This window comes from Nonomuraea fuscirosea, from assembly GCF_035917475.1.
Lineage (GTDB): Bacteria > Actinomycetota > Actinomycetes > Streptosporangiales > Streptosporangiaceae > Nonomuraea > Nonomuraea fuscirosea.
In genome coordinates this window covers 5,798,540-5,818,470 of sequence record NZ_CP109074.1, presented here as the reverse complement: position 1 = coordinate 5,818,470, position 19,931 = coordinate 5,798,540, and the positions used below count along the sequence as shown (strand labels likewise).

Below are 19,931 nucleotides of genomic sequence, written 5' to 3'. Positions count from 1 at the left end.
ACCTACTCGTTGGTATGATCCTTTACCGCACCAGGCAAGCGCTCTCCGGGACGACCTCGATAAAAAGGTCGAATGCGGAGGTGAAGCGCGATCCACCGAAATATGTCTTGATGCTGTGACGAAGATGCCCCTTTCGAAAAATGTCTTGGTATCGACATAATGGGATTCGGCTGGCTGGCAAATTAGACATTTCGCAACACCTTGCCAGTTCGCACCGTGACCTTGTAGTCGGGTCTGTACGTTGCGTAGATCTGAAGAGGCGCGTGAAACGGCGAGGCGAGGCCGGCGACGGGCGAGCACGGCCGCTTCCGCGACTCTCCGAGGGGTAACTCAAAGGGGGAAGGGGCCCACCGTGGTCCGGCCGGGCGATGGCCGGGGTGAACCCCTTCCGGGTTATCTGGCGGCCCTGCGGCCGCGCCGGCGGTAACCGGTGCGGCCCGGGGCCGTCAACTTCTCCACTTGTCCACCAGGTCCATGATCAGCCTGGCGACCGCGGCGGCGGCGGCGACGATCGTGGCGCGCCGCGTCGTCCTGTCCTTCCCCGGATCCTCGGGCCTCTTCCTGTGGCGGCACATGGCCACCTCCCTGATCTCAGCTCTCTTGGGGGAGAGCGGGCGAGGCCGACCCCATGGGGGCGGTCGGCCGGGCCACCGCGCGGCGACCCACCGGTGAGATCACCGACGGACTGGTGCAGATCAGGGAGTGTCGCAGGATGTCCTGCGGCACGGCAGAAACCTACCGTGTGTGAGGGACTAACTCCGGGAGCGAGCGGGTGTGAATGGTCCTCGCGACGGCGGTAAAATCCGGGACCTTCGCGGGTGGTCGCGCGGCGATGCGGCCGACGGACGATTTCCCTCCAGAAGGCACCGACCAGGGCGATCCTGGCCAGAGCGGTAATAGCGATCTTCGCCGAGTGGTCCGGTGGTCGAGGGCGCCGTTCGCGCCAGGCGTCTTCTGTGAGCTGCGTCACATTCTTCCGCTTCGGCGTGTCGCGGCCGGATCGGCAGCCCGCCGGTCGAAGTTCAGCGTTCTGCTCATCTCTGTACCCGCCAGATGAGCGGCACTTATGCACGTGCAGATGAAAATGTCACTCCGTCGCCCGCCGTCAAGCATGGTGCCGGCGGCGCGGCCTCGGGGGCCGGAGGCCGCTTGCCGGGGAGCGATGAGGCGTCGTAGACACTAGGACCATGAGAGTCGGTTTCGCCGTACCGCAGTCAGGGGCGTGGGCCACGCCGGGAAACATGCGCCGGGTCGCCGTCCGGGCCGAGGAGCTGGGCTACGCCGAGCTCTGGACGTTCCAGCGGCTCCTCTACCCCGTCGGGCATCCCATGGGCCCCACCTACCGCGCCGTGCACGACCCGCTGATCACGCTGGCCCACCTGTCGGCCGTGACCGGCAGGATCGGGCTCGGCGTCGCCGTGCTCAACGCGTACGCGCAGCCGGTGGCGCTGGCCAAGCAGCTGGCCACGCTGCAGACGCTGTCGGGCGGCCGGGTCACCGCCGGGCTGGGCCTGGGCTGGCTGCCCGAGGAGTTCGCCGCGGCCGGCGTCGACATGGCCGGGCGCGGGCGCAGGGGCGAGGAGTTCGTCGAGGTGCTGCGCGCGGCGTGGCGGGACGACGTGGTCGCGCACGAGGGCGAGTTCTACCGGGTGCCGCCCGCCCACATCGACCCCAAGCCCGAGCCGGGCCCGCCGCGGATCCTGCTCGGCGGCACCGCCGACGTCGCGCTGCGCCGCGCGGCCCGGCTGGCGGACGGCTGGGTCAGCTCCAGCAGGGAGGACCTGTCGGCCATCGCCGGGCGGATCGCGCTGATCAAGGACGAGCTGGCCGCGGCCGGGCGCGACCTGGACGCGTTCAGGTTCGTGGTCCGCGGGGTCACCCGGGTGCGGGCGGCCGACGAGGACCGTCCGCTGAGCGGCACGTACGACAAGATCCGGCGCGACGTGGCCGAACTGGCCGAGAAGGGCGTCACCGACGTCTTCCACGACCTGAACTTCGACCGCGACATCCCCGAGTCCGATCCGAAGGAGGCGCTGCGCCGGGCCGAGGAGGCGCTCGAAGCCCTGGCGCCCTGAGGCGGGACGGTCGCCGGCCGCACGCTTCACGGCGGCTACCGGCCACACGCCTCAGTGGCGGCTACCAGCCGCCGTACGGCACCGTGATGATCTCCAGGTTGTGCCCGTCGGGGTCGGACCAGTAGAGGCCGCGCCCGCCGTCGTTGGTGTTGATCTGCCCAGGCCGCTGATGGTAGGGGTCGGCCCAGAAGGTCAGGCCGCGCTCCTTGATCCGGCCCCAGATCTCGTCGAACTCGGGCTCGCTCACCAGGAACGCGTAGTGCTGCGGCGGCACGTCGCCGTCGGCCCTGGCGACGTCGAGCGAGACGCCGTTGCCGAGCGAGACGACCCGGAACGGCCCGTAGACCGGTGCGGGCTCCAGCCCGAGTATCTCGACGAGGAAGGCGGCGGTCGCGTCCCTGTCGGTGGCCGGCACGATCGTGTGGTTCAGATGCACGGGCATGCCCGCAGATTACGCCGGACGGGTCTCCGGTGCCGGGAGGTGGCCTGCCAGGCGCGCGGCGAGTTCCGCCACCGCCCCGCGCAGCTCCCTGACGCCGTCGCGGCCGCGTACCGGGTGCACGGCGTTGGTCAGCAGCACCACGGTCAGCCGGCGGGCGGGGTCGACGACGAGCGAGGTGCCGGTGAAGCCCGAGTGCCCGTACGCGTCCGCCAGCGGACCGGCGATGCCGGGATCGCCGATGCGCACGCCGAGCCCGTGCCGGAACGGCGCCCCCGCCACCCCCTGGTCGCGCGTCATCTCGGCCACGCTCTCCGGGCGCAGCACGCCCCCGCCGCCCAGCCGCAGCGCCTCGCCGAAGGCCAGCAGGTCGGCGGCGGTCGCGAAGACCCCGGCGTGCCCGGCCACGCCGCCCAGCGCGTACGCGGTCTCGTCGTGCACCTCGCCCCTGACGCAGCCGGGTCTGGCCCGCTCGGGTTTGAACTCGGTGGCCGCGATCCGCTCCAGCAGCGCGGGCTCCGGCCGGTAGCCGGTGTCCGGCAGCCCGAGCACGCTCGTGATCCGGTCGCGGACCAGCACGTCCAGGGGCGCGCCGCCGGCCAGCTCGGCCAGGCGGCCGGCCATGACCATGCCGACGTCGCTGTAGAGGTAGGGCCCGCCGGCCGGGTGCGCGACCGGCGTGCTCAGCATGGCGGCCATCCTGGCCCCGGCGAGCCGCTCCGCCGTCGCCGGGGTGAGCGGGCCGGGCAGCTCGTCACCGATGCGGCGGCCCGCGGGCAGGCCCGCCGTGTGGGTGAGCAGGCGCCGCGGCGTGATGCTCCGATCGGCCGCCGCGATCCGGCCGCTCACCGGCTCGTCCAGGTCCAGCCGGCCCTCCTCGGCCAGCGAGAGCAGCACGACCGTGGTGAACAGCTTGCTGATCGAGGCCAGGTCGAAGATCGAGTCGCGACCGACGGGAGGCCGGTCCGCGGCCAGGGCGCCTTCCGCGCCGGCGTACCGGACGAGCTCCCCGGCGGCGGCCGCGGCCACCACGGATCCGTCGACGGCGATCAGCGCGACCGCGGCCGGGCAGAGGCGCGGCACCGCGTCCGCCAGGATCGCCTCAAGGCGATCGGACATTCCCACCCCCATGGATCGGCCGCCCGGGACCTCAGCCGCTCAGGGCGTCGCTGAGGCGTTCCCCGTGCGACTCCAGCAGCGCGCGGGCCGCCTCGGCGTCGATGCCGTGCTGGATCATCAGGACCGCGATCTTCGCCTGGCCGCCCGCCGCGTCCAGCGCCGCGACCGCGCTCTCCTGGTCGGCCCCGGTGATGTCCCTGACCATGCGCAGCGCCCGTCCCGCGAGCTTGCTGTTCATCGCCGACATCTCGATCATCTGGTTCCCGTACGTGCGGCCGAGCTTCACCATGGAGATCGTCGAGATCATGTTCAGGACGAGCTTCTGGGCCGTGCCCGCCTTCAGCCGGGTCGAGCCGGTCACCACCTCGGGCCCCACCACGACCTCCACGGCGTGCTCGGCGGCGGCCGACAGCGGCGCGCCCGCGTTGCACGACAGGCCCACGGTCAGCGCGCCCCTGGCGGCGGCCTCGGCCAGCGCGCCCAGCACGAAAGGAGCCCGCCCGCTGGCGGACACGCCCACCACCGAGTCGAGCGGTCCCACCTCCAGGTCCTTCAACGCGGACGCGCCCGCCTCCGGGTCGTCCTCGGCGCCCTCGACGGAGCGGGTCAGGGCGTCGGGCCCGCCGGCGATGACGCCCTGGACCAGCGACGGATCGGTGCCGAAGGTGGGCGGGCACTCGCTGGCGTCGAGCACGGCGAGCCGGCCGGACGTGCCGGCGCCCACGTAGAGGAGCCGGCCGCCCTCGGCCATCCTGGCGGCGATCGCGTCGATCGCGGCCGAGATCGCGGGGACGGCGGCGGCGACCGCGGCGGGCACGGCGGCGTCGGCCTGGTTCATCAGCCGGGCGATCTGCTCCGTCGGCAGCCGGTCGATCTGGCTGTAGCGGGGATCGCTCTGCTCGGTGGACAGCTCGGGTAGCGGATCAATCATGTCGCTAATTTCCACCCTCTACTTCTCTCTTGTAAATATCTTTCAGACAATGGGTTCATGCAACATGTGAGAACCGGAGCAGAACGGCTGGCCGCGGATCCCTCCCTCGCCGGAGGCTCCCGCCTCGGCCTGATCACCAACCCGACCGGCGTGCTGCCCGACCTGACCGCCACCCCCGACGCCCTGCTGGCCGCGGGGCTGAAGCTGACCGCCCTGTTCGGTCCCGAGCACGGCATGCGCGGCACCGCCCAGGCGGCGGGCAGCGAGGGCGACACGGTCGACCCCAGGACCGGGCTGCCGGTGTACGACACCCACAAGCTGTCCGGCGAGCCCCTCGACCGCGTGGTGGCCGCCTCCGGCGTCGACACCCTGGTCTTCGACATCGCCGACGTGGGCGCCCGCTTCTACACCTACGTGTGGACCATGTACGACCTGATGGAGTCGGCCGCCCGGCTCGGCCTGCGGTTCGTGGTGCTCGACCGGCCCAACCCGCTGGGCGGCGAGGTGCAGGAGGGGCCGCTGCTCGACCCGGCGTTCGCCAGCTTCGTCGGCCGCTTCCCTCTGCCGCTGCGGCACGGCAGGACCGTGGGCGAACTGGCCGGGCTGTTCGGGTTCGACCTCGACCTGACCGTGGTGACCATGGAGGGCTGGCGGCGGGACATGACCCACCACGACACCGGGCTGCCCTGGGTGATGCCGTCGGTCAACATGCCGACCCCGGACACCGCGCTCGTCTACCCGGGCACCGGGCTGTTCGAGGGGACCAATTTCTCCGAGGGGCGCGGCACGACCCGGCCGTTCGAGCTGATCGGGGCTCCGTACGCCGACGACAGGTTCGCGCCGGCCCTGGCCGCGCTCGGCCTGCCGGGCGTGCGGTTCAGGGAGACGTGGTTCACCCCGACCTTCCACAAGCACGCCGGCACCCCCGTCCGCGGGGTGCAGCTCCACGTGCACGACCGCCGGGCCTTCAGGCCGGTGCTGACCGGTCTGTCCATGCTGCACGTGGCCCGTACGCTCTATCCTGACGACCTGCGCTGGTGGGGCCCCGACCTGTTCCTCGACCACCTGTGGGGATCCGACACCCTCACCAGGGGCCTGGAGGCCGGTGAAGATCCCCGCGAGCTGTGCCCGCCGCCGGGCCGCCCTGAGGGACACCTGCTCTATACGTGACATCACGCCAGATCGCGCCGGTAGAGCCAGAAGACGCGTTCCGCTCGCGCGCCGACGGCGCGCGAGTAGAACCGCAACGGCCCCACCCACCCGATCTGGGCGCTGTCCTGCCCGGCGGCCCGCTGGTCGGCCAGGCACCGGCGCAGCAGCACCCGGCCGAGACCCAGCCCGCGCGCGTCCTCGGCGGTGCCCATCGGCCCGAACCAGGCCGGGCGCGACCCCCACGCGGCGAAGCCGAGGATCCGGCCGTCGCGCTCGGCGTAGTGCAGCCCGGCGGCGTTGACCGCCTCCCAGGCCCACCGCTCGTTCCAGTGCTCCTCGACGAACGCGGCGACGCGCTTCCTGTCGTCGCCTGCCGCGTGGACGGTGACCCCCGACTCCGCCAGCCGGGCCACCTCGTCCGCCACGGACAGGTCGGCGGTCCGGAGATCCGCCGTCATGTTCCAGGCCACGTGGTAGCGCTCGTAGCCGAGGCGCTCGGCCAGGCAGGCGGCGGCGGTGTAGCGCACGTCGATCCCCGGCCAGGCGTAGCACGGCGGGTTCCCGGCGAAGCGGGCCTGGCGCGCGCCCTGCTCGCGCAGCCACTCCTCGGCCGCGCGCACGAGCGCAGTGCCGCGGCCCTCGCCCTGCGCGGAGGGGTGCACGGCGAGCAGGTCGATGTGCCCGGCCTGCGGATCCTTCTGCGAGATCGAGGCCATCACCACGCCGCCGTCGGTGGCCAGCGCCGTCCACCGCCGCCCGGCGGGAGGCCGCCACAGCGCCTCTGTCAGGGCCACGGCCTCGCCGGCGTCCAGCGTCAGCGCGGCCTCGGCGGCGCGGGCCGCCTCGGCGGGCTCCGCGGCCCGTACGGCGTGGGACATCACACCTCGCTCATCGGCCGGGCGATCACGTCGCGGCGCTCGGGGTAGTAGCACGCGTGCTCCTGCGGCGCCCCCTCGGTGATCCGCAGCAGCGGCCGCTCCTCGGCGCACCGCTCGCCCCTGAACGGGCAGCGACGGGCGAACAGGCAGCCCGCGTCGGACTGGCTCTCGTCCAGCGACTCCAGCGGTACCACGGGATGCTCGCCCGGCTGCTCCAGGCCGTGCAGTACGGGGATGGCCGACAGCAGCGACTGCGTGTACGGGTGCACGGGATCGGCGATGATCGTGTCCACGGCGCCGCGCTCGACGACCTGCCCCCGGTAGATGACGTACAGCTCGCCGTCGGCGCCGATGTAGCGGGCGGTGGCCACGTCGTGCGTGATGAACAGCACGCTGACCCCGAGCCGCTCGCGCAGGTCCTTCAGCAGCGCCAGGATGCCCAGCCGGAGCGAGACGTCGATCATCGACACGGCCTCGTCGGCGACCAGCATCTCCGGGTCCACGGTCAGCGCGCGGGCGATGACCACCCGCTGGCGCATGCCGCCGGACAACTGGTGCGGATAGCGCGACAGCACCGTGCCGGGATCCAGCCCGACCAGCGACAGCACCTCGGCCGCCCGCTCCTCGATCCACGCCCGCGAACGCCCGGTCTGCCCGGCCCGCAGGGTCAGCGGGGCGTGCAGCGTCTGGTGCACGGTCCTGGTCGGGTTCAGGGCCGAGTACGGGTCCTGGTGGATCATCTGGATCTTGCGGAAGTGCGGCTGGCGCTGCTTGTGCTTGAGCCCCGACATGGGGACGCCGCCGATCTCGATCTCGCCCTCGTCGTACGTCTCCAGCCCCGCGATGATCCGCCCCAGCGTGGTCTTCCCGCACCCGGACTCGCCGATGAACGAGGCCGCCCCGCCCTTGGGGATGGCGAAGTCCACGCCCCGCAGCGCCCGCACCTCGCGCGCGCCGAGCATCTTGCCCCGCTGCTTGAAGGTCTTGACGACCCCGGTCCCGGTGATCATGCGTGCTCCTTCACCGTCACGGCGTGGCAGGCGACCGTCCTCGGCCCGCGCTCGCCTTGGTCGACCTGGGGCGCGGGGTCCACGTCGTCGCACACGTCCATGCGCAGCGCGCAGCGCTCCCTGAACACGCAGCCCTGCTTCGGCACGGTCGCCAGCGTCGGCGGGCGTCCCGGCAGCGCCCGCGCCTCGTCGATGTCGCCGACGAGCCGGGGGATGGCCTTGATCAGCCCCTTCGTGTACGGGTGCTGCGGCGCGCCGAGGACCTCCCTGGTGGGGCCCTGCTCGACCAGGCGGCCGCCGTACATGACGGCCAGCCGGTCGGCCACCTCGGCCACCACGCCGATGTCGTGCGTGATGACCAGCGTGGTCAGGCCGCGCTCGGCGTGCACCTCACGGACGATCTTCAGGATGTTCGCCTGAGTGATCATGTCCAGCGCGGTCGTCGGCTCGTCCAGCACCACCAGGTGCGCGTTGAGCACCAGCGCCAGCATGATGCCGACCCGCTGGCGCATGCCGCCGGACAGCTCGTGCTGGTGCGAGTCGAGCACCCGGGCGCCGTCGAGACCCATCCGGCCGAGCAGTTCCTGGGCCTCGCGCACCAGCCCGCGCAGGTCCTCCACGCCGTGCGAGCGGCCGAGGTCGAGCAGCTGCTTGCCGACCGTCTTGAGCGGGTTGAGCGAGTTCTGGGCGGCCTGGAAGACGTAGCCGATGTGCCGGCCCCTGGCCTTGCGCAGCTCCTCGCCGGCCAGGCCGACCACGTCGCCGAGCCCGTCGATCTCGACGCTGCCCGCCGCGATCCTGCCGGGCGGCTGGACGGCGTTGAGCAGGGACAGCGCCAGCGTGGACTTGCCCGAACCCGACTCGCCGACGATGCCGGTGATCGTGCCGGGCTCCAGCGTCAGGCTGATGTCCCTGACGGCGGGCAGCTCGCCCGCCGGGGTCTTGTAGACGACCGTCAGGCCGCCGATGCGCACTCCCGGCGCTTGTGTACCCACCGTTACTCCTCGCGCAGCCGGGGATTGAAGATCTCGTCCATGGCGTCGACCACGAGCACGATGCCGAGCGTGAGCAGCAGGATCGCCAGCAGCGGGGCCAGCAGGTAGCCGAGCGCGTTCGGTGTGATCATGGCGCCGGCCTGGAACACGGCCAGGTTGAGCATGACGCCCCAGTTGTCCGACTCGTACGGCAGCACGCCCAGGAAGAACAGGCCCACCTGGGAGTACACCGCACCGGTCACCGAGATGAGCATGTTCATCGCGATGTACGGCGCCATGCTCGGCAGCAGTTCCTTGCCGATGATGTGCGTCGTGGACAGGCCCAGCCCGCGCGCCGCCTCGATGAAGCCGCGCTCGCGCAGCGACAGCGTCTGGGAGCGCACCGCCCTGGCCACGCCGCCCCAGCCGAGCAGGCCCAGCACCAGGCCCATCTGCAGCGGGCTGCCGAACTGCCACACGGTGGCCAGCACCAGCAGCAGCGGCAGGCCGGGGATGGTGAGTTTCATGTCGGTGAACCGCATCAGCACGGTGTCCCAGCGGCCCCGCTTGAAGCCGGAGAACAGGCCGATCGCGGTGCCCACGACGACCGTGATGACCGCGGTCACCGCGGCGGTGAGCAGCACGTACCGCGAGCCGGTGATGACCAGCGCGAGCACGTCCCTGCCCTGCGGGTCGGTGCCGAACCAGTGCTCCCAGCTGGGCGCCTGGGTGATCGCGTTCGTGTCGGAGGGCAGGTGCTCGGGGAGCACCATCGGCCCGACGACCCCCATGAGGATGAAGCCCGCGATGATGACGACCCCGACCAGGCGGCTGGGCTTGCGCCGCATCACCCGCCACACGCCGCGCCAGAAGTTGCGGCGCATCTCCGAGGCGGCCGAGCCGGTCTCGGGAATCAGCGTGGCACTCACGACGCCTCCTCTCCGCTGCGCACGCGCGGGTCGATGACCGTGTAGAACAGGTCGGCCACGATGTTGGCCAGGATGGTCCCGACGGTGATCAGCAGGAACGCCCCGCCCATCAGGGCGTAGTCGCGGTCGGTGACGCTGCTGATGAGCAACCAGCCGAGCCCCGGATAGTTGAAGATCTTCTCGATGAAGACCGCGCCGCCGAGCAGCAGGCCCAGCGACAGGGCGAGCATCGTGAACAGCGGCAGGATCGCGTTGCGCGCGATGTAGCGGAAGACGATCGAGCGCTTCACCCCGCGCAGCTCGGCTGCCAGGATGAAGTCGTCGCCGAGCACGGTGACCACGCTCGACTTCATCGCCAGCACCCATCCGCCGTAGGCCGACAGCGCGTACGTGAGCACCGGCAGCACCGCGTGCTCGACCAGCGAGCCGATGTACGGGCCGTTGAAGCCCGGCTCGTACAGGATGTCCACCGAGCCGTCGGCGGGCAGGATGGGGATGAGCGTGGCGAAGATCACCACCAGCAGCATCGCCAGCACGTACTGCGGGATGCCGTGCAGCAGCGAGCCGGAGATCGACAGGGCGTCGCCGAGCTTGCCGGTGCGCTTGATGGCGGCGTACACGCCGAAGATGATCCCGACCAGGAAGCTCAGCAGCGTGCCCACCAGCACCGGGACGATGGTCCACTTGGCCGCGTCGGTCAGCACGTCGAGCACGGGCGTCCCCGGCCTGGTCACCGAGACGCCGAGGTCGAGGTGGAGCAGGCCGGTGATGTAGTCGGAGTACTGCTGCCAGAGGGTGCCGGTGGGCTGGAAGCCGTACAGCACCTTCACGGCCTGCCTGGCCGCCTCCGGCGCCATCCCCTGCTCGATCAGCTTCTCGTAGCGGGCGGCCATGGGGTCGCCGGGGATGTTGTTGACGATGAAGAAACTGATCGTCGCGACGACCAGGATCATGACGAACCCGCGGGCCAGGTGGCCCGCGAGTCGCCGTGTGATGAGCGTCATAGGCTACTGCTTCGCCTTGATCAGACCCTGCTGGATCCACACGCCCGAGGGCAGGACGCCGGTGCCCATGCGCAGCACTTCGTCGTCGTGCGGCCAGCCGGTGAAACGGTTGTTGTTGACGAACTGGGCGTTGATGTAGTCCCAGAGCTGGATGACGGGCAGGTCCTGGTTGGCGGCCTTGGCCAGCTTCGCCATGATCGGCTTGGCGGCCTGCTCGTCGGCCGAGTTCAGCTGGCCGGTCAGCTCACCGGGGTTGATCTTCTCGCCGTCGACCTCGATCTCCTCGGGGCCGCCCATCCAGTTGCCGCTCTTGCCCGCGTCGGCGTGCTTGACCTTGCCGGCGACGTTGGTCCAGCCGTTGGAGGCGCCGTAGAGGCGCTGGAAGATGTCGTACGGCGCGGGGCCGAGCGCCATCAGCCAGAAGCCGACGTCGTACTTGCCGGCGGCCAGTTCCTCCAGGTAGAGCGGGTAGTCGGCGGTCGTCACGACCTCGGCGTCCACGCCGGCCTTGACGAGCTGGCTCTTGATGTTCTCCTGGGCCGACAGCCAGTCGGAGAACCCGGACGGCGCGTGCATGGACACCTTCCACGGCGAGCCGTCGGAGAGCGTCCACTTGCCGTCCTTCTTGACCAGGCCGGCTTCCTTGAACTCGGTCTCGGCCTTGGCCACGTCCGGCTTGTACTGCTCAAGCTGCGGCACGGTCTCGGGGATCCACGCCTGCGCCGCCTTCTGGTGGATGCCGCTCGTCGTCGCGGCGGGCGTGCCGCCCTCGGGCGAGGCGACCTTGGTGACCTGGTCGCGGTCGATCAGGTAGGCCAGGCCCCTGCGCACGTGCACGTTGTCGTACGGCTTCTTGGTCTGGTTGAAGGCCATGCCGACGGCGACGGGGGAGTAACCCTTGATGACCTCGTTGCCGGAGGCGGCCTTGATCCGGTTCATCACGTCCGTCGGGGCGGCGGTGAAGCCGGCGTGGTCGAGCTTGCCCTGGGTCAGGTAGTTCCAGATCTGCTCGTTGCCGGTGTAGTTGAGGAACTTCACCTGCGCCGGCGCGACGTTGGCGGCGTTGAAGAAGTACTTGTTCCTGACCAGCAGCGCCTCGGAGGGGTTGACCCGCTCCAGCACGAACGGGCCGGCGGAGACGTCCTTCGGCGGGGCGAAGGAGATCACCTTCTCGCCCAGACCGGTGATCTCCTCGCGGGCCTTCTCGGCGTCGGCGCCCTCACCGCGGGCGGCCTTCAGCTTGTCCCAGAAGTCCGCGGGGAGCACGCTGCTCCACACGTGCGCGGGCAGGATCGTGGTGTCGAGCACGCCGCGGGCGAACTTCGGACTGGGGTTGGCCATGTCCTGAGTGATCTTGACGGTCTGCGGGTCGACGACCTCGACCTCCGCGGCGGCGCCCGCCGCTCCCGGCGTGGTCGAGAAGGCCGTGCTGCCCTGCGTGTAGGCGATGCCGATGGACATCTTGACGTCCTCGGCCGTGACCGGCTTGCCGTCGGACCACTTCGCGTTCGGCTGCAGCTTCAGCGTGATCGCGGAGTTGTCGTCCGCGAGCTCCCAGCTCGCCGCCAGACCCGGCAGCGCCTTGTTCGGGTCGGTCAGGTGGTTGACCACCCAGCCCAGCTTCATGGAGCTGTAACCCGGGAAGGAGTTGCCCTTCGGGTTGTACGGGTTGGCCGGGGCCGAGGCCTCAAGGCCGGGCCGGTTCACGTCGATCGTGGTGAAGAGCCCGCCTCCACCGCCGCCCGAGCCGCCGGACTTGTTGGTCGTACCGCCGCTGCACGCCGCTGTCGCGGTGGCAAGGCCCAGCAACGCCACTACCGCTGCCAGTCGCTTCATTTGCCGCTCCGGGGGATGTCTCTAGGGATTGACCGGACATTACGATCGCGTCGAACCAGCGTCAATAATCTCCAGTGGTTGTGAGGCTAATGTAACTTTCCTTCATGAGTGTACGAAGTGGTGCTAAGCGCCATCAAGCATTCGGTCAGGTCTTTACCAGCACGGCCGCGCCGTTGACCTGGTCCGCGGCCAGATCGGCCAGCGCCCGGCCGGCCTCCTCGAAGGGGTAGGGCGTCGTCGTCACCCGCGGCGGATGCGCCAGCGCGAGCTCCAGATACGCCCGCCCGTCGGCCCTGGTGTTGGCCGTCACGCTGCGCAGCGTCCGCTCCTGGAACAGGTGCCGCTCGTAGTTCAGCGACGGCACGTCGGTGAGGTGGATGCCCGCGACGGCGAGCGTGCCGCCCCGGTCGAGTGCCTCGAGCGCCGGTGGTACCAGGGTACCCACGGGCGCGAACAGAATGGCCGCGTCGAGCGGCTCGGGTGGCCGGTCCCCGGCCGAGGCCGCGCCCAGCTCAAGGGCCAGCCGCCGGGAAGCCTCCGACCTGCTCACCGCGTGCACGGTGGCGCCCTGCGCGATGGCCGCCTGCGCGGTCAGATGGGCCGAGGCGCCGAACCCGTAGATGCCCAGCCGCCCGCCGGAGGGCAGGTCGCACCGCGCCAGCGCCCGGTAGCCGATGATCCCGGCGCACAGCAGCGGGGCCAGCCACTCGGCGGGACGGTCGTCGGGCAGGGGATAGACGTAATCGGCCGGCGCCACGAGATAGTCGGCGTAGCCGCCGTCGGCGTCCCACCCGGTGTAGGTGGAGTCGGGGCACAGGTTCTCCATGCCGCGCAGGCAGTAGCGGCACCGGCCGCACGTCGAGCGCAGCCAGGCCACGCCCACCCGCGCGCCGGGTGTGCCGGCCCCGCCCGCGACGCGGCCCACCACCTGGTGCCCGGGGGTGGTCCTGGGCCGCCGCGGTGCCAGGTCGCCCTCGGCCAGGTGCAGGTCCGTCCGGCACACGCCGCACGCCTCCACCTCCACCAGGACCTCGCCCGGCCCCGGCTCGGGCACCTCCCGCTCGATCAGCGCCAGCGGCCGGGACGCCATCGGCCCCGGCCGGTCCACCACCCAGGCCCGCATGTCAGGACAGCCGGGAGAAGGCCAGGGACGCGTACAGCGCGGCCCCGTCGGGCAGCACCGCGTCGTCGAACTGCGCCTCGGGGGAATGGTTGTAGGGCGCCGTCGCCGGGTCCCTGCCGGGCGGGCAGGCCCCCAGGAACACGAACGCGCCCGGCACGTTCTCCAGCACGTACGAGAAGTCCTCCGACCCCATCACCGGCTGCGGCGAGACGAAGTAACGGCCGGGACCGAACAGCTCGCCCGCCGTCGCGCCGACGAACTCGGCCTCGCCCTGGTCGTTGACCGTCACCGGGTAGCCCATGCCGAGCGCCGTCTCCACCTCCAGCCCGTGCGCCGCGGCCACCCCCCGCACGACCTCCTCCAGCCGCCGCTTGACCAGCGCCCGGTTCTCCTTGCTGAACGTGCGCACCGTCGCCTCGAACCTGGCCTCGTCGGGGATCACGTTGTCCGCCGACCCGCCGTGGAAGCTGCCCACCGTCACCACGACCGGATCGAACACGTTGAACGTCCTGGTCACCATCGTCTGCATCGCGGTCACCATCTCGCAGCCCGCCTGGATCGGGTCCAGCGCCATGTGCGGGGTCGAACCGTGCCCGCCGCGCCCCTTCACCGTCACGGCGAACACGTCCGCCGCCGCCATGATCGGCCCCGGCCGCGACGCGAACAGCCCCGGCGGCAACATCGACGACACCACGTGCATGCCGTACGCCGCCACCGGCCGCGCCCCCGCCGCGTCCAGCACGCCCTCGCCGATCATCTGCTTGGCGCCGTCGTGCCCCTCCTCGCCCGGCTGGAACATGAAGATCACATCACCGGCCAGCTCGTCGCGCCGCGCGCTCAGCAGGTGCGCCGCCCCGGCCAGCATCGCGGTGTGCAGGTCGTGCCCGCAGGCGTGCATCTGGCCGGGCAGCTGGGAGACGTAGGGCAGGTCGTTCTTCTCGGTCACGGGCAGGGCGTCCATGTCGCCCCGCAGCAGCACCGCCGGCCCCGGCCGGCCGCCCCGCAGCACGGCGGTGACGGAGCTGAGCGTCTTCCCCGTGGTGATCTCCAGGGGCAGTCCCTCCAGCGCCGCCAGCACCTTCTCCTGCGTACGCGGCAGGTGCAGGCCGAGCTCGGGGGTGGTGTGCAAGGAGTGCCTGAGCCGGACGAGCTCGTCCCGCATGTCCTGGGCGGATTCGATGAACGACATGAAGAACATTGTTCACGTGCCGGGCGGGAAGTCGATAAGGCGCGCTCGGTACCATGGGCCGCGTGACTCAGCGTAAGCGGATCGACTCCTGGTTGTCCGACATGGACGGCGTGCTCGTCCACGAGGGACGTCCGGTCCCGGGTGCGGACGAATTCATCAAAAGGCTCAGCGAGTCCGGCCGGAAGTTCCGGGTCCTGACCAACAACTCGATCTACACCCAGCGGGACCTGTCGGTACGGCTGGCCGGCGCCGGCCTCGACGTGCCCGCCGAGTCCATCTGGACCTCCGCGCTGGCCACCGCCCAGTTCCTCGACGACCAGCGGGCGGGCGGCTCGGCGTACGTGATCGGCGAGGCCGGCCTGACCACGGCGCTGCACGAGGTCGGCTACATCCTGACCGACCTCGACCCCGACTACGTGGTGCTCGGCGAGACCCGCACCTACAGCTTCACCCAGATCACCCGCGCCATCCGCCTCATCGAGGGCGGCGCCCGCTTCATCGCGACCAACCCCGACCCCATCGGCCCCTCCACCGAGGGCTCGCTGCCCGCCTGCGGCGCCGTCGCCGCGCTCATCACCAGGGCCACCGGGGTCGAGCCCTACTTCGTCGGCAAGCCCAACCCGCGGATGATGCGCAGCGCGCTCAACGAGATCGAGGCCCACAGCGAGACCACGGCCATGATCGGCGACCGCATGGACACCGACATCGTCTCCGGCATGGAGGCGGGGCTGTTCACCATCCTCGTCCTCACCGGGGTCACCCAGCGGCACGAGATCGACCGCTTCCCCTACCGCCCCTCCCTGATCGTCGAGTCCGTGGCCGACCTCATCGAGCTGATCTGAGGCCGCCGGGGGAGAATCCTCTACCCCGCTGAGATGGCGGGTGGACAGATCCGTACCCGCCGTTCTCCTCCGGGTGGGCAGCACCGCTCACCGGCTGCGACGATGTCCTTACAGGCATGTAGACGGCCGGCAAAGGGGGAGGTGGCGGTGGACATGCGGGCGGAGATCCTCGACTTGAAACTCCGCGTCGATGATCTTGAAATCACGTTGGAACACGGTGGCGAACTCGAACGGCAGGCGCTTCTCCTGCACGACATCGCCGAACGGTCGCTGAAGCTGCAGGAGGGGATCGCGGAGCTGCGGGCCAGGCTGGACCAAGGCATGATGCTGGCCGGCGAGGAGTTCGCCGCGTTCGGCATCGAGATCGCGGGCGTGCGCAGGGAGGTGTCGCAGCCGGCGGTGATGGAGAGCGTCGAGGACATCCGGATCTGGATCGCCGGCGAGGTCGACGCCTTCAGGCAGCAGTGGCGGCGCGAGATGGACTTCCTGCGCTCCGAGACGATGGACATGAACATCAAGCTCGACCGGCTGCTGAAACGCACGCCCTGGGACACGTGACGGCTGCGGGGGCGGTCCCGGCTAGAGCGACAGCGCCGGTTCCATGACGTCCGACGGGCACAGCCGCCGGATCACGGCGCGTACCTGGTCGCGCAGGTCGGGGACGATCAGCTGGCCGTCGTCGCCGAACAGCGGCCAGGCGGGTGAGATCACCAGCTCGGCCCCGCTCACGACGGCGCCCGCCCCCAGCAGTTGCTTGTAGAGCTCCGCCTGCGCCCACATGGCCCCGCAGGCGCGCGCGCTCGCGCTCATCACCGCCACGTGCTTGCCCGACAGCCCGTCCCTGGCCGACATCCAGTCCAGCGTGTACGTCAGCTCCAGCGGCAGCAGACTGTGCTCGGGAGCGGTCAGCAGCACCCCGTCACCGCCCGCGACCAGGGTGAGCAGCTCGCGTGCCGCGGCCGGGACCGGCCCGCTCCGGTACGGCGGGATCTCCTCCAGCCCGCGCCACACCTCGAAGCCGACACCGTCCGGCAGTTCGCCGCCCGCCGCGTCCAACAATCTGGTGATGAATGACCCCGCGTGGAGACTGGCGGCGATCCCGATGATTTTCACCCACTGCTCCCAAGGGGTTCCGGATGTTACCGAGAACCTGCCCGATGCCGCGGATGTCCAAGACCACGGCCGGGTCAAGAGGCGCACAGCCTTTGCCGTCCGCGGGGACGCGCTGGTAGATCCGTCTACCGGGCGCCCGTCCCGCGCGCTCGCCTGCCGGGTGTTCGGGCGTTCGCCTACCGGGCGCTCATGCGTTCGTCTGACGCCGGCGGGCGGCGGAAGACGAGCGCCAGCACCCGCAGCCCCAGGATCGCCGAGATCACCAGCAGGTTGTAGCCGATGAGGTGGAGCAGGCCCGTCGAGCCCACCAGCGGGGCTCCGCCGTCGGTGCCGAGGAGGATGACCGCCATCAGCCCGGCCGTCGCGCCCAGCACCGTGAGCAGCACCTGGTGCAGCAGCCCCGTCACGTAGCGGCGGTCGCGCTCGTCGGCCAGCAGGCGCACGTTGACGGCGAAGCGGCCGTGCTCGGCGGCGCTGGCGATCCGCTCGATCCGGCGCGGCAGACGGCGCAACATCGGCACCAGCGCGGTCAGCTCATGGGTGAGCGACTCCTTGATCGTCTCGGGGGTGACCTGCTCGCTGAGGTAACGGCTGGCGAACGCGCGGGCCTCGCCGATCAGGTTGAAGCCGGGCGACAGGCGCACCAGCGTGCCCTCCAGGGTGGCCAGGGCGCGGAAGACGGCGGCCACCTCGGGCGGGATCGACAGGCCGTACTCCGAGACGATCCTGAACAGGTCGGTGAACATCCGCGCGCTGTCCATGCCGGGCCCCAGGTGCCTGGCCATGAACTGGCCGAGGGCCCGTTCGAGGGCGGGCTCGTCGATCTCCTCCGGCCTGGGCACCACCTCCAGCAGCGCGTCCGTGACGCCCAGGGGGTCCTGGCGGTTCATCGCGAACAGGAAGCGCTGGAGCGCCGAGCGCACGGAGCCGTCGAGCCGGCCGACCGAGCCGAAGTCGAGCAGGCCCAGCGTGCCGTCGTCGAGCAGCATGAGGTTGCCCGGGTGCGGGTCGGCGTGGAAGACGCCCTCGACCAGGATCTGCCTGAGCAGGCAGTCGAGCAGGTCGCGGGCCAGGCGCGGCCCCTCTTCCGGCCCCGCCGCGGTGACCGGCCGTCCCGCCAGGCGCTCCATGACCAGCACCCGCTCCGAGCACATGGCGCCGACCGGCGCGGGATAGGCGACGGCCGCGCCGCTCCCGTTCCGGAGGTCGCCTGTGCCTGCGAGGTCGGTGGGTTCGGCGGGAGTGCCGCGGGAGGCGGAGACGGCGGCCATGTTGGCGGCCTCGACGCGGAAGTCGAGCTCCTCCCTGATCGCCGTGGCGAACCCCTCGGCCAGGTCGCGCAGGCCGAGCGAGCGGCCCCACCGGGTCCTGCTCTCCAGCGTCGCGGCCAGCCGCCGGACGATCTCCAGGTCCTTGCCCACGACCGCCTCGATGCCCGGCCGCTGCACCTTGACCACGACGTCCGCGCCGGAACGCAGCCGGGCGGCGTGCACCTGCCCGATCGAGGCGGCGGCCAGCGGCGTCCGGTCGAACTCGGCGAACACCTCGTCCACCGGCCCGCCCAGCTCCGCGCGCAGCACCGGCTCGATCTGCTCCCACGGGGCCGGGGCGACCTGGTCCTGCAGCCGTCCGAGCTCCTCGACGAACTCGGCGGGCAGCAGGTCACGCCGGGTGGACAGCACCTGCCCGAGCTTGACGAACGTCACCCCGCCGTCGTCCAGCGCCGCGCGCAGCGACGCGGCCAGGCGCAGCTTGCCCGAGCGGTCGTCCAGCCGCTCGCCCCGCCCGCGCAGATAGGGGCCGAGGCCGTGCCTGACGGCGATCCTGGTGATCTGGGAGTAACGCCGGCCCCGGGACAGGCGGCCGCGTACGGACCTGGCCAGCTCCAGCGGCCCGGGCAGCGAGCCGGGCGGCACCAGCGCCTCGGCCACCACCAGCAGCGTCATCGGGATGAGCACCATGCACATGAGGACCAGCAGGAGCATGCCCAGGGCGGCCGCGTCGGGCGGCCGCGTGCCGTCCATCGGGCCGATCGTGCCCAGGATCGGCTCCAGCACCGGCTGCGCCAGCCCGAACGCGAGCAGCGCGGCCAGGAACGTGCGCAGCGCGCCGAACCTGACATCCAGCAGCCGCTGCGCCGCGACCGCGAGCAGGATGATGGTCAGCAGTGTGGCGATCCCGACGACCACCGCGGTGGGAATGTCCATGGGCCAGGATCCTCCCACGCCGACACGAGTGTCCTGTCATGTTCCTTGTCAGGGGGAATCGACGTGCTCGTGCCGGTATCGCCGGGCGAGGGCGCGCACGCCCGGCGGTTCGCCTCTGTTCGGTCTCGTCCGTTCGCTCAGCCTCGGGCGGCGGCGCGGGCGCGGCGCTCCTCGCGGCGCTCGACGAACTTGGCGGCGGTGGCCTCGGTCCTGGCCAGGAACTCGGACAGCTCCTCGCGTGCCTTCTCACCCTCGGCGTCGAGCCCGCTCTTGTCGAACACCGACCACTGGCGCAGGACCGGCATGAGCACGTCGTCGAGGTGCAGCCGCAGGTCGTAGATGCCCTCGTTGGCGATGATCAGGGCCTTGCGGGCGAAGCCGTCCATGCCCTGGCCGGGCATCTGGAAGGTGGTGACCACGTCGGTCACCGCGCGCATCGTCTGGTTGGGGTCGAGCTCGAAGGCCGCCTTGAGCAGGTTGCGGTAGAAGAGCATGTGCAGGTTCTCGTCGGCGGCGATCCTGGCCAGCAGCCGCTCGCAGCCCTCGTCGCCGGAGGCCCGGCCGGTGTTGCGGTGCGCGATGCGGGTGGCCAGCTCCTGGAAGGAGACGTACGCCAGCTGCTGCAGCATCGTGTCGTACTCGGTGACGAACCCGCTCTCCATGTGCGCCATGCGCGCCCGCTCCAGCGCCACCGGGTCGACGGCGCGGGTGACGGTGAGGTAGTCGCGGATGGCGGTGCCGTGGCGGTCCTCCTCGGCCGTCCACCGGTGCACCCACGTGCCCCAGGCGCCGTCACGGCCGAAGGTCGTGGCGATCTCGTGGTGGTAGCTGGGCAGGTTGTCCTCGGTGAGGAGGTTGACGATGAGCGACACGCGGGCCGCTTCCGGGATCTTGGAGTCGGCGTCCTGCCACGCCTCGCCGCCGTAGATGCCGTCGAAGTCGCGGCCCTGGCTCCACGGTACGTACTCGTGCGGGAACCACTCCTTGGCCATCTTCTCGTGCCGGTCGAGCTCTCCCGCGACCACCGGCTCGAGCTCGTGGAGGAGTTCCGTCTGAGTCATCGCCATCTATGATCTTCTCCTTCAGGTTACGGTACCGTAGGTTAGGCTA

19 protein-coding genes are annotated in these 19,931 nt (G+C 71.1%); 4 read left to right on the top strand and 15 right to left on the bottom strand.

Annotation, left to right across the window (positions count from 1 at the left end; all coding sequences use genetic code 11):
* Positions 1–446 precede the first annotated feature (446 nt).
* Positions 447–575 (bottom strand): hypothetical protein, encoded by a 129-nt coding sequence (locus OIE67_RS26570; protein ID WP_326644890.1) that lies wholly within the window; start codon positions 573–575, stop codon positions 447–449.
* Positions 576–1,187: 612 nt separating this feature from the next.
* Here OIE67_RS26570 and OIE67_RS26565 point away from each other — a divergent pair.
* Positions 1,188–2,075, top strand: coding sequence for a TIGR03619 family F420-dependent LLM class oxidoreductase (locus OIE67_RS26565; RefSeq protein WP_326644889.1), 888 nt, complete (start codon positions 1,188–1,190; stop codon positions 2,073–2,075).
* Positions 2,076–2,136: 61 nt separating this feature from the next.
* Here OIE67_RS26565 and OIE67_RS26560 read toward each other — a convergent pair whose 3' ends face one another.
* The 3 genes from OIE67_RS26560 to murQ are packed head-to-tail and all read right to left on the bottom strand — an operon-like array spanning position 2,137 to position 4,564.
* Positions 2,137–2,517, bottom strand: a complete 381-nt coding sequence (locus OIE67_RS26560; protein ID WP_106245191.1) for a VOC family protein — start codon at positions 2,515–2,517, stop codon at positions 2,137–2,139.
* 9 nt (positions 2,518–2,526) lie between these two features.
* A complete protein-coding gene (locus OIE67_RS26555) occupies positions 2,527–3,633 on the bottom strand; it encodes a serine hydrolase domain-containing protein (protein WP_326644886.1) in 1,107 nt (368 codons plus the stop codon).
* 31 nt (positions 3,634–3,664) lie between these two features.
* Entirely contained in the window at positions 3,665–4,564 is a 900-nt protein-coding gene (gene murQ / locus OIE67_RS26550) for an N-acetylmuramic acid 6-phosphate etherase (RefSeq protein ID WP_326644884.1), read from the bottom strand.
* 57 nt (positions 4,565–4,621) lie between these two features.
* Here murQ and OIE67_RS26545 point away from each other — a divergent pair, with 57 nt between their 5' ends.
* The gene (locus OIE67_RS26545; RefSeq protein WP_326644881.1) at positions 4,622–5,734 is read left to right on the top strand and encodes an exo-beta-N-acetylmuramidase NamZ family protein; all 1,113 of its coding nucleotides are present in this window, start codon (positions 4,622–4,624) and stop codon (positions 5,732–5,734) included.
* A gap of 2 nt (positions 5,735–5,736) precedes the next feature.
* Here the strand turns inward: OIE67_RS26545 and OIE67_RS26540 are convergent, their stop codons facing one another.
* From OIE67_RS26540 to OIE67_RS26505, 8 genes are all read right to left on the bottom strand, one after another.
* Entirely contained in the window at positions 5,737–6,594 is an 858-nt protein-coding gene (locus OIE67_RS26540) for a GNAT family N-acetyltransferase (RefSeq protein ID WP_326645476.1), read from the bottom strand.
* Complete coding sequence (locus tag OIE67_RS26535) at positions 6,594–7,604, bottom strand: ABC transporter ATP-binding protein (RefSeq protein WP_326644879.1); 1,011 nt, start codon at positions 7,602–7,604, stop codon at positions 6,594–6,596. The genes OIE67_RS26540 and OIE67_RS26535 overlap by 1 nt, the downstream gene beginning before the upstream one ends.
* On the bottom strand, positions 7,601–8,599 hold the full coding sequence (locus OIE67_RS26530; RefSeq protein WP_245956099.1) for an ABC transporter ATP-binding protein: 999 nt from the start codon (positions 8,597–8,599) through the stop codon (positions 7,601–7,603). The genes OIE67_RS26535 and OIE67_RS26530 overlap by 4 nt, the downstream gene beginning before the upstream one ends.
* Before the next feature lie 2 nt (positions 8,600–8,601).
* Positions 8,602–9,507 carry an ABC transporter permease gene (locus OIE67_RS26525; RefSeq protein WP_326644876.1) on the bottom strand — a complete coding sequence of 302 codons (906 nt, stop codon included), beginning with the start codon at positions 9,505–9,507 and terminating at the stop codon, positions 8,602–8,604.
* Entirely contained in the window at positions 9,504–10,511 is a 1,008-nt protein-coding gene (locus tag OIE67_RS26520) for an ABC transporter permease (protein WP_326644874.1), read from the bottom strand. The genes OIE67_RS26525 and OIE67_RS26520 overlap by 4 nt, the downstream gene beginning before the upstream one ends.
* 3 nt (positions 10,512–10,514) lie before the next feature.
* Positions 10,515–12,347, bottom strand: coding sequence for an ABC transporter substrate-binding protein (locus tag OIE67_RS26515; protein WP_326644872.1), 1,833 nt, complete (start codon positions 12,345–12,347; stop codon positions 10,515–10,517).
* A 145-nt stretch (positions 12,348–12,492) separates the two neighbouring features.
* Positions 12,493–13,470, bottom strand: coding sequence for a zinc-dependent alcohol dehydrogenase family protein (locus tag OIE67_RS26510; RefSeq protein ID WP_106245174.1), 978 nt, complete (start codon positions 13,468–13,470; stop codon positions 12,493–12,495).
* A gap of 1 nt (position 13,471) precedes the next feature.
* Positions 13,472–14,659 (bottom strand): M20 metallopeptidase family protein, encoded by a 1,188-nt coding sequence (locus tag OIE67_RS26505; protein WP_106245420.1) that lies wholly within the window; start codon positions 14,657–14,659, stop codon positions 13,472–13,474.
* A 53-nt stretch (positions 14,660–14,712) separates the two neighbouring features.
* Between OIE67_RS26505 and OIE67_RS26500 the strand changes: the two genes are divergently transcribed.
* Together OIE67_RS26500 and OIE67_RS26495 are read left to right on the top strand one after the other, a co-directional pair.
* Positions 14,713–15,501, top strand: a complete 789-nt coding sequence (locus OIE67_RS26500) for an HAD-IIA family hydrolase (protein ID WP_326644868.1) — start codon at positions 14,713–14,715, stop codon at positions 15,499–15,501.
* A gap of 147 nt (positions 15,502–15,648) precedes the next feature.
* The gene (locus tag OIE67_RS26495; RefSeq protein ID WP_326644866.1) at positions 15,649–16,059 is read left to right on the top strand and encodes a hypothetical protein; all 411 of its coding nucleotides are present in this window, start codon (positions 15,649–15,651) and stop codon (positions 16,057–16,059) included.
* Between the two features lie 21 nt (positions 16,060–16,080).
* Here the strand turns inward: OIE67_RS26495 and OIE67_RS26490 are convergent, their stop codons facing one another.
* The 3 genes from OIE67_RS26490 to OIE67_RS26480 all read right to left on the bottom strand — a co-directional run bounded on the left by OIE67_RS26490 (position 16,081) and on the right by OIE67_RS26480 (position 19,888).
* A complete protein-coding gene (locus OIE67_RS26490; protein ID WP_326644864.1) occupies positions 16,081–16,614 on the bottom strand; it encodes an NADPH-dependent FMN reductase in 534 nt (177 codons plus the stop codon).
* A 176-nt stretch (positions 16,615–16,790) separates the two neighbouring features.
* Positions 16,791–18,821: an ABC1 kinase family protein gene (locus OIE67_RS26485; protein WP_326644862.1), complete on the bottom strand. Its 2,031-nt coding sequence runs from the start codon at positions 18,819–18,821 to the stop codon at positions 16,791–16,793.
* A 137-nt stretch (positions 18,822–18,958) separates the two neighbouring features.
* Positions 18,959–19,888, bottom strand: coding sequence for an acyl-ACP desaturase (locus tag OIE67_RS26480; protein ID WP_326644860.1), 930 nt, complete (start codon positions 19,886–19,888; stop codon positions 18,959–18,961).
* Positions 19,889–19,931 lie beyond the last annotated feature (43 nt).

What these genes read in the sequence shown, in the direction of transcription:
- OIE67_RS26570 (WP_326644890.1), bottom strand. Translation starts at nt 575, where the DNA reads ATGTGCCGCCACAGGAAGAGGCCCGAGGATCCGGGGAAGGACAGGACG.
- OIE67_RS26565 (WP_326644889.1), top strand. Translation starts at nt 1,188, where the DNA reads ATGAGAGTCGGTTTCGCCGTACCGCAGTCAGGGGCGTGGGCCACGCCG.
- OIE67_RS26560 (WP_106245191.1), bottom strand. Translation starts at nt 2,517, where the DNA reads ATGCCCGTGCATCTGAACCACACGATCGTGCCGGCCACCGACAGGGAC.
- OIE67_RS26555 (WP_326644886.1), bottom strand. Translation starts at nt 3,633, where the DNA reads ATGTCCGATCGCCTTGAGGCGATCCTGGCGGACGCGGTGCCGCGCCTC.
- murQ (WP_326644884.1), bottom strand. Translation starts at nt 4,564, where the DNA reads ATGATTGATCCGCTACCCGAGCTGTCCACCGAGCAGAGCGATCCCCGC.
- OIE67_RS26545 (WP_326644881.1), top strand. Translation starts at nt 4,622, where the DNA reads ATGCAACATGTGAGAACCGGAGCAGAACGGCTGGCCGCGGATCCCTCC.
- OIE67_RS26540 (WP_326645476.1), bottom strand. Translation starts at nt 6,594, where the DNA reads ATGTCCCACGCCGTACGGGCCGCGGAGCCCGCCGAGGCGGCCCGCGCC.
- OIE67_RS26535 (WP_326644879.1), bottom strand. Translation starts at nt 7,604, where the DNA reads ATGATCACCGGGACCGGGGTCGTCAAGACCTTCAAGCAGCGGGGCAAG.
- OIE67_RS26520 (WP_326644874.1), bottom strand. Translation starts at nt 10,511, where the DNA reads ATGACGCTCATCACACGGCGACTCGCGGGCCACCTGGCCCGCGGGTTC.
- OIE67_RS26515 (WP_326644872.1), bottom strand. Translation starts at nt 12,347, where the DNA reads ATGAAGCGACTGGCAGCGGTAGTGGCGTTGCTGGGCCTTGCCACCGCG.
- OIE67_RS26510 (WP_106245174.1), bottom strand. Translation starts at nt 13,470, where the DNA reads ATGCGGGCCTGGGTGGTGGACCGGCCGGGGCCGATGGCGTCCCGGCCG.
- OIE67_RS26505 (WP_106245420.1), bottom strand. Translation starts at nt 14,659, where the DNA reads ATGTCGTTCATCGAATCCGCCCAGGACATGCGGGACGAGCTCGTCCGG.
- OIE67_RS26500 (WP_326644868.1), top strand. Translation starts at nt 14,713, where the DNA reads ATGGGCCGCGTGACTCAGCGTAAGCGGATCGACTCCTGGTTGTCCGAC.
- OIE67_RS26485 (WP_326644862.1), bottom strand. Translation starts at nt 18,821, where the DNA reads ATGGACATTCCCACCGCGGTGGTCGTCGGGATCGCCACACTGCTGACC.
- OIE67_RS26480 (WP_326644860.1), bottom strand. Translation starts at nt 19,888, where the DNA reads ATGGCGATGACTCAGACGGAACTCCTCCACGAGCTCGAGCCGGTGGTC.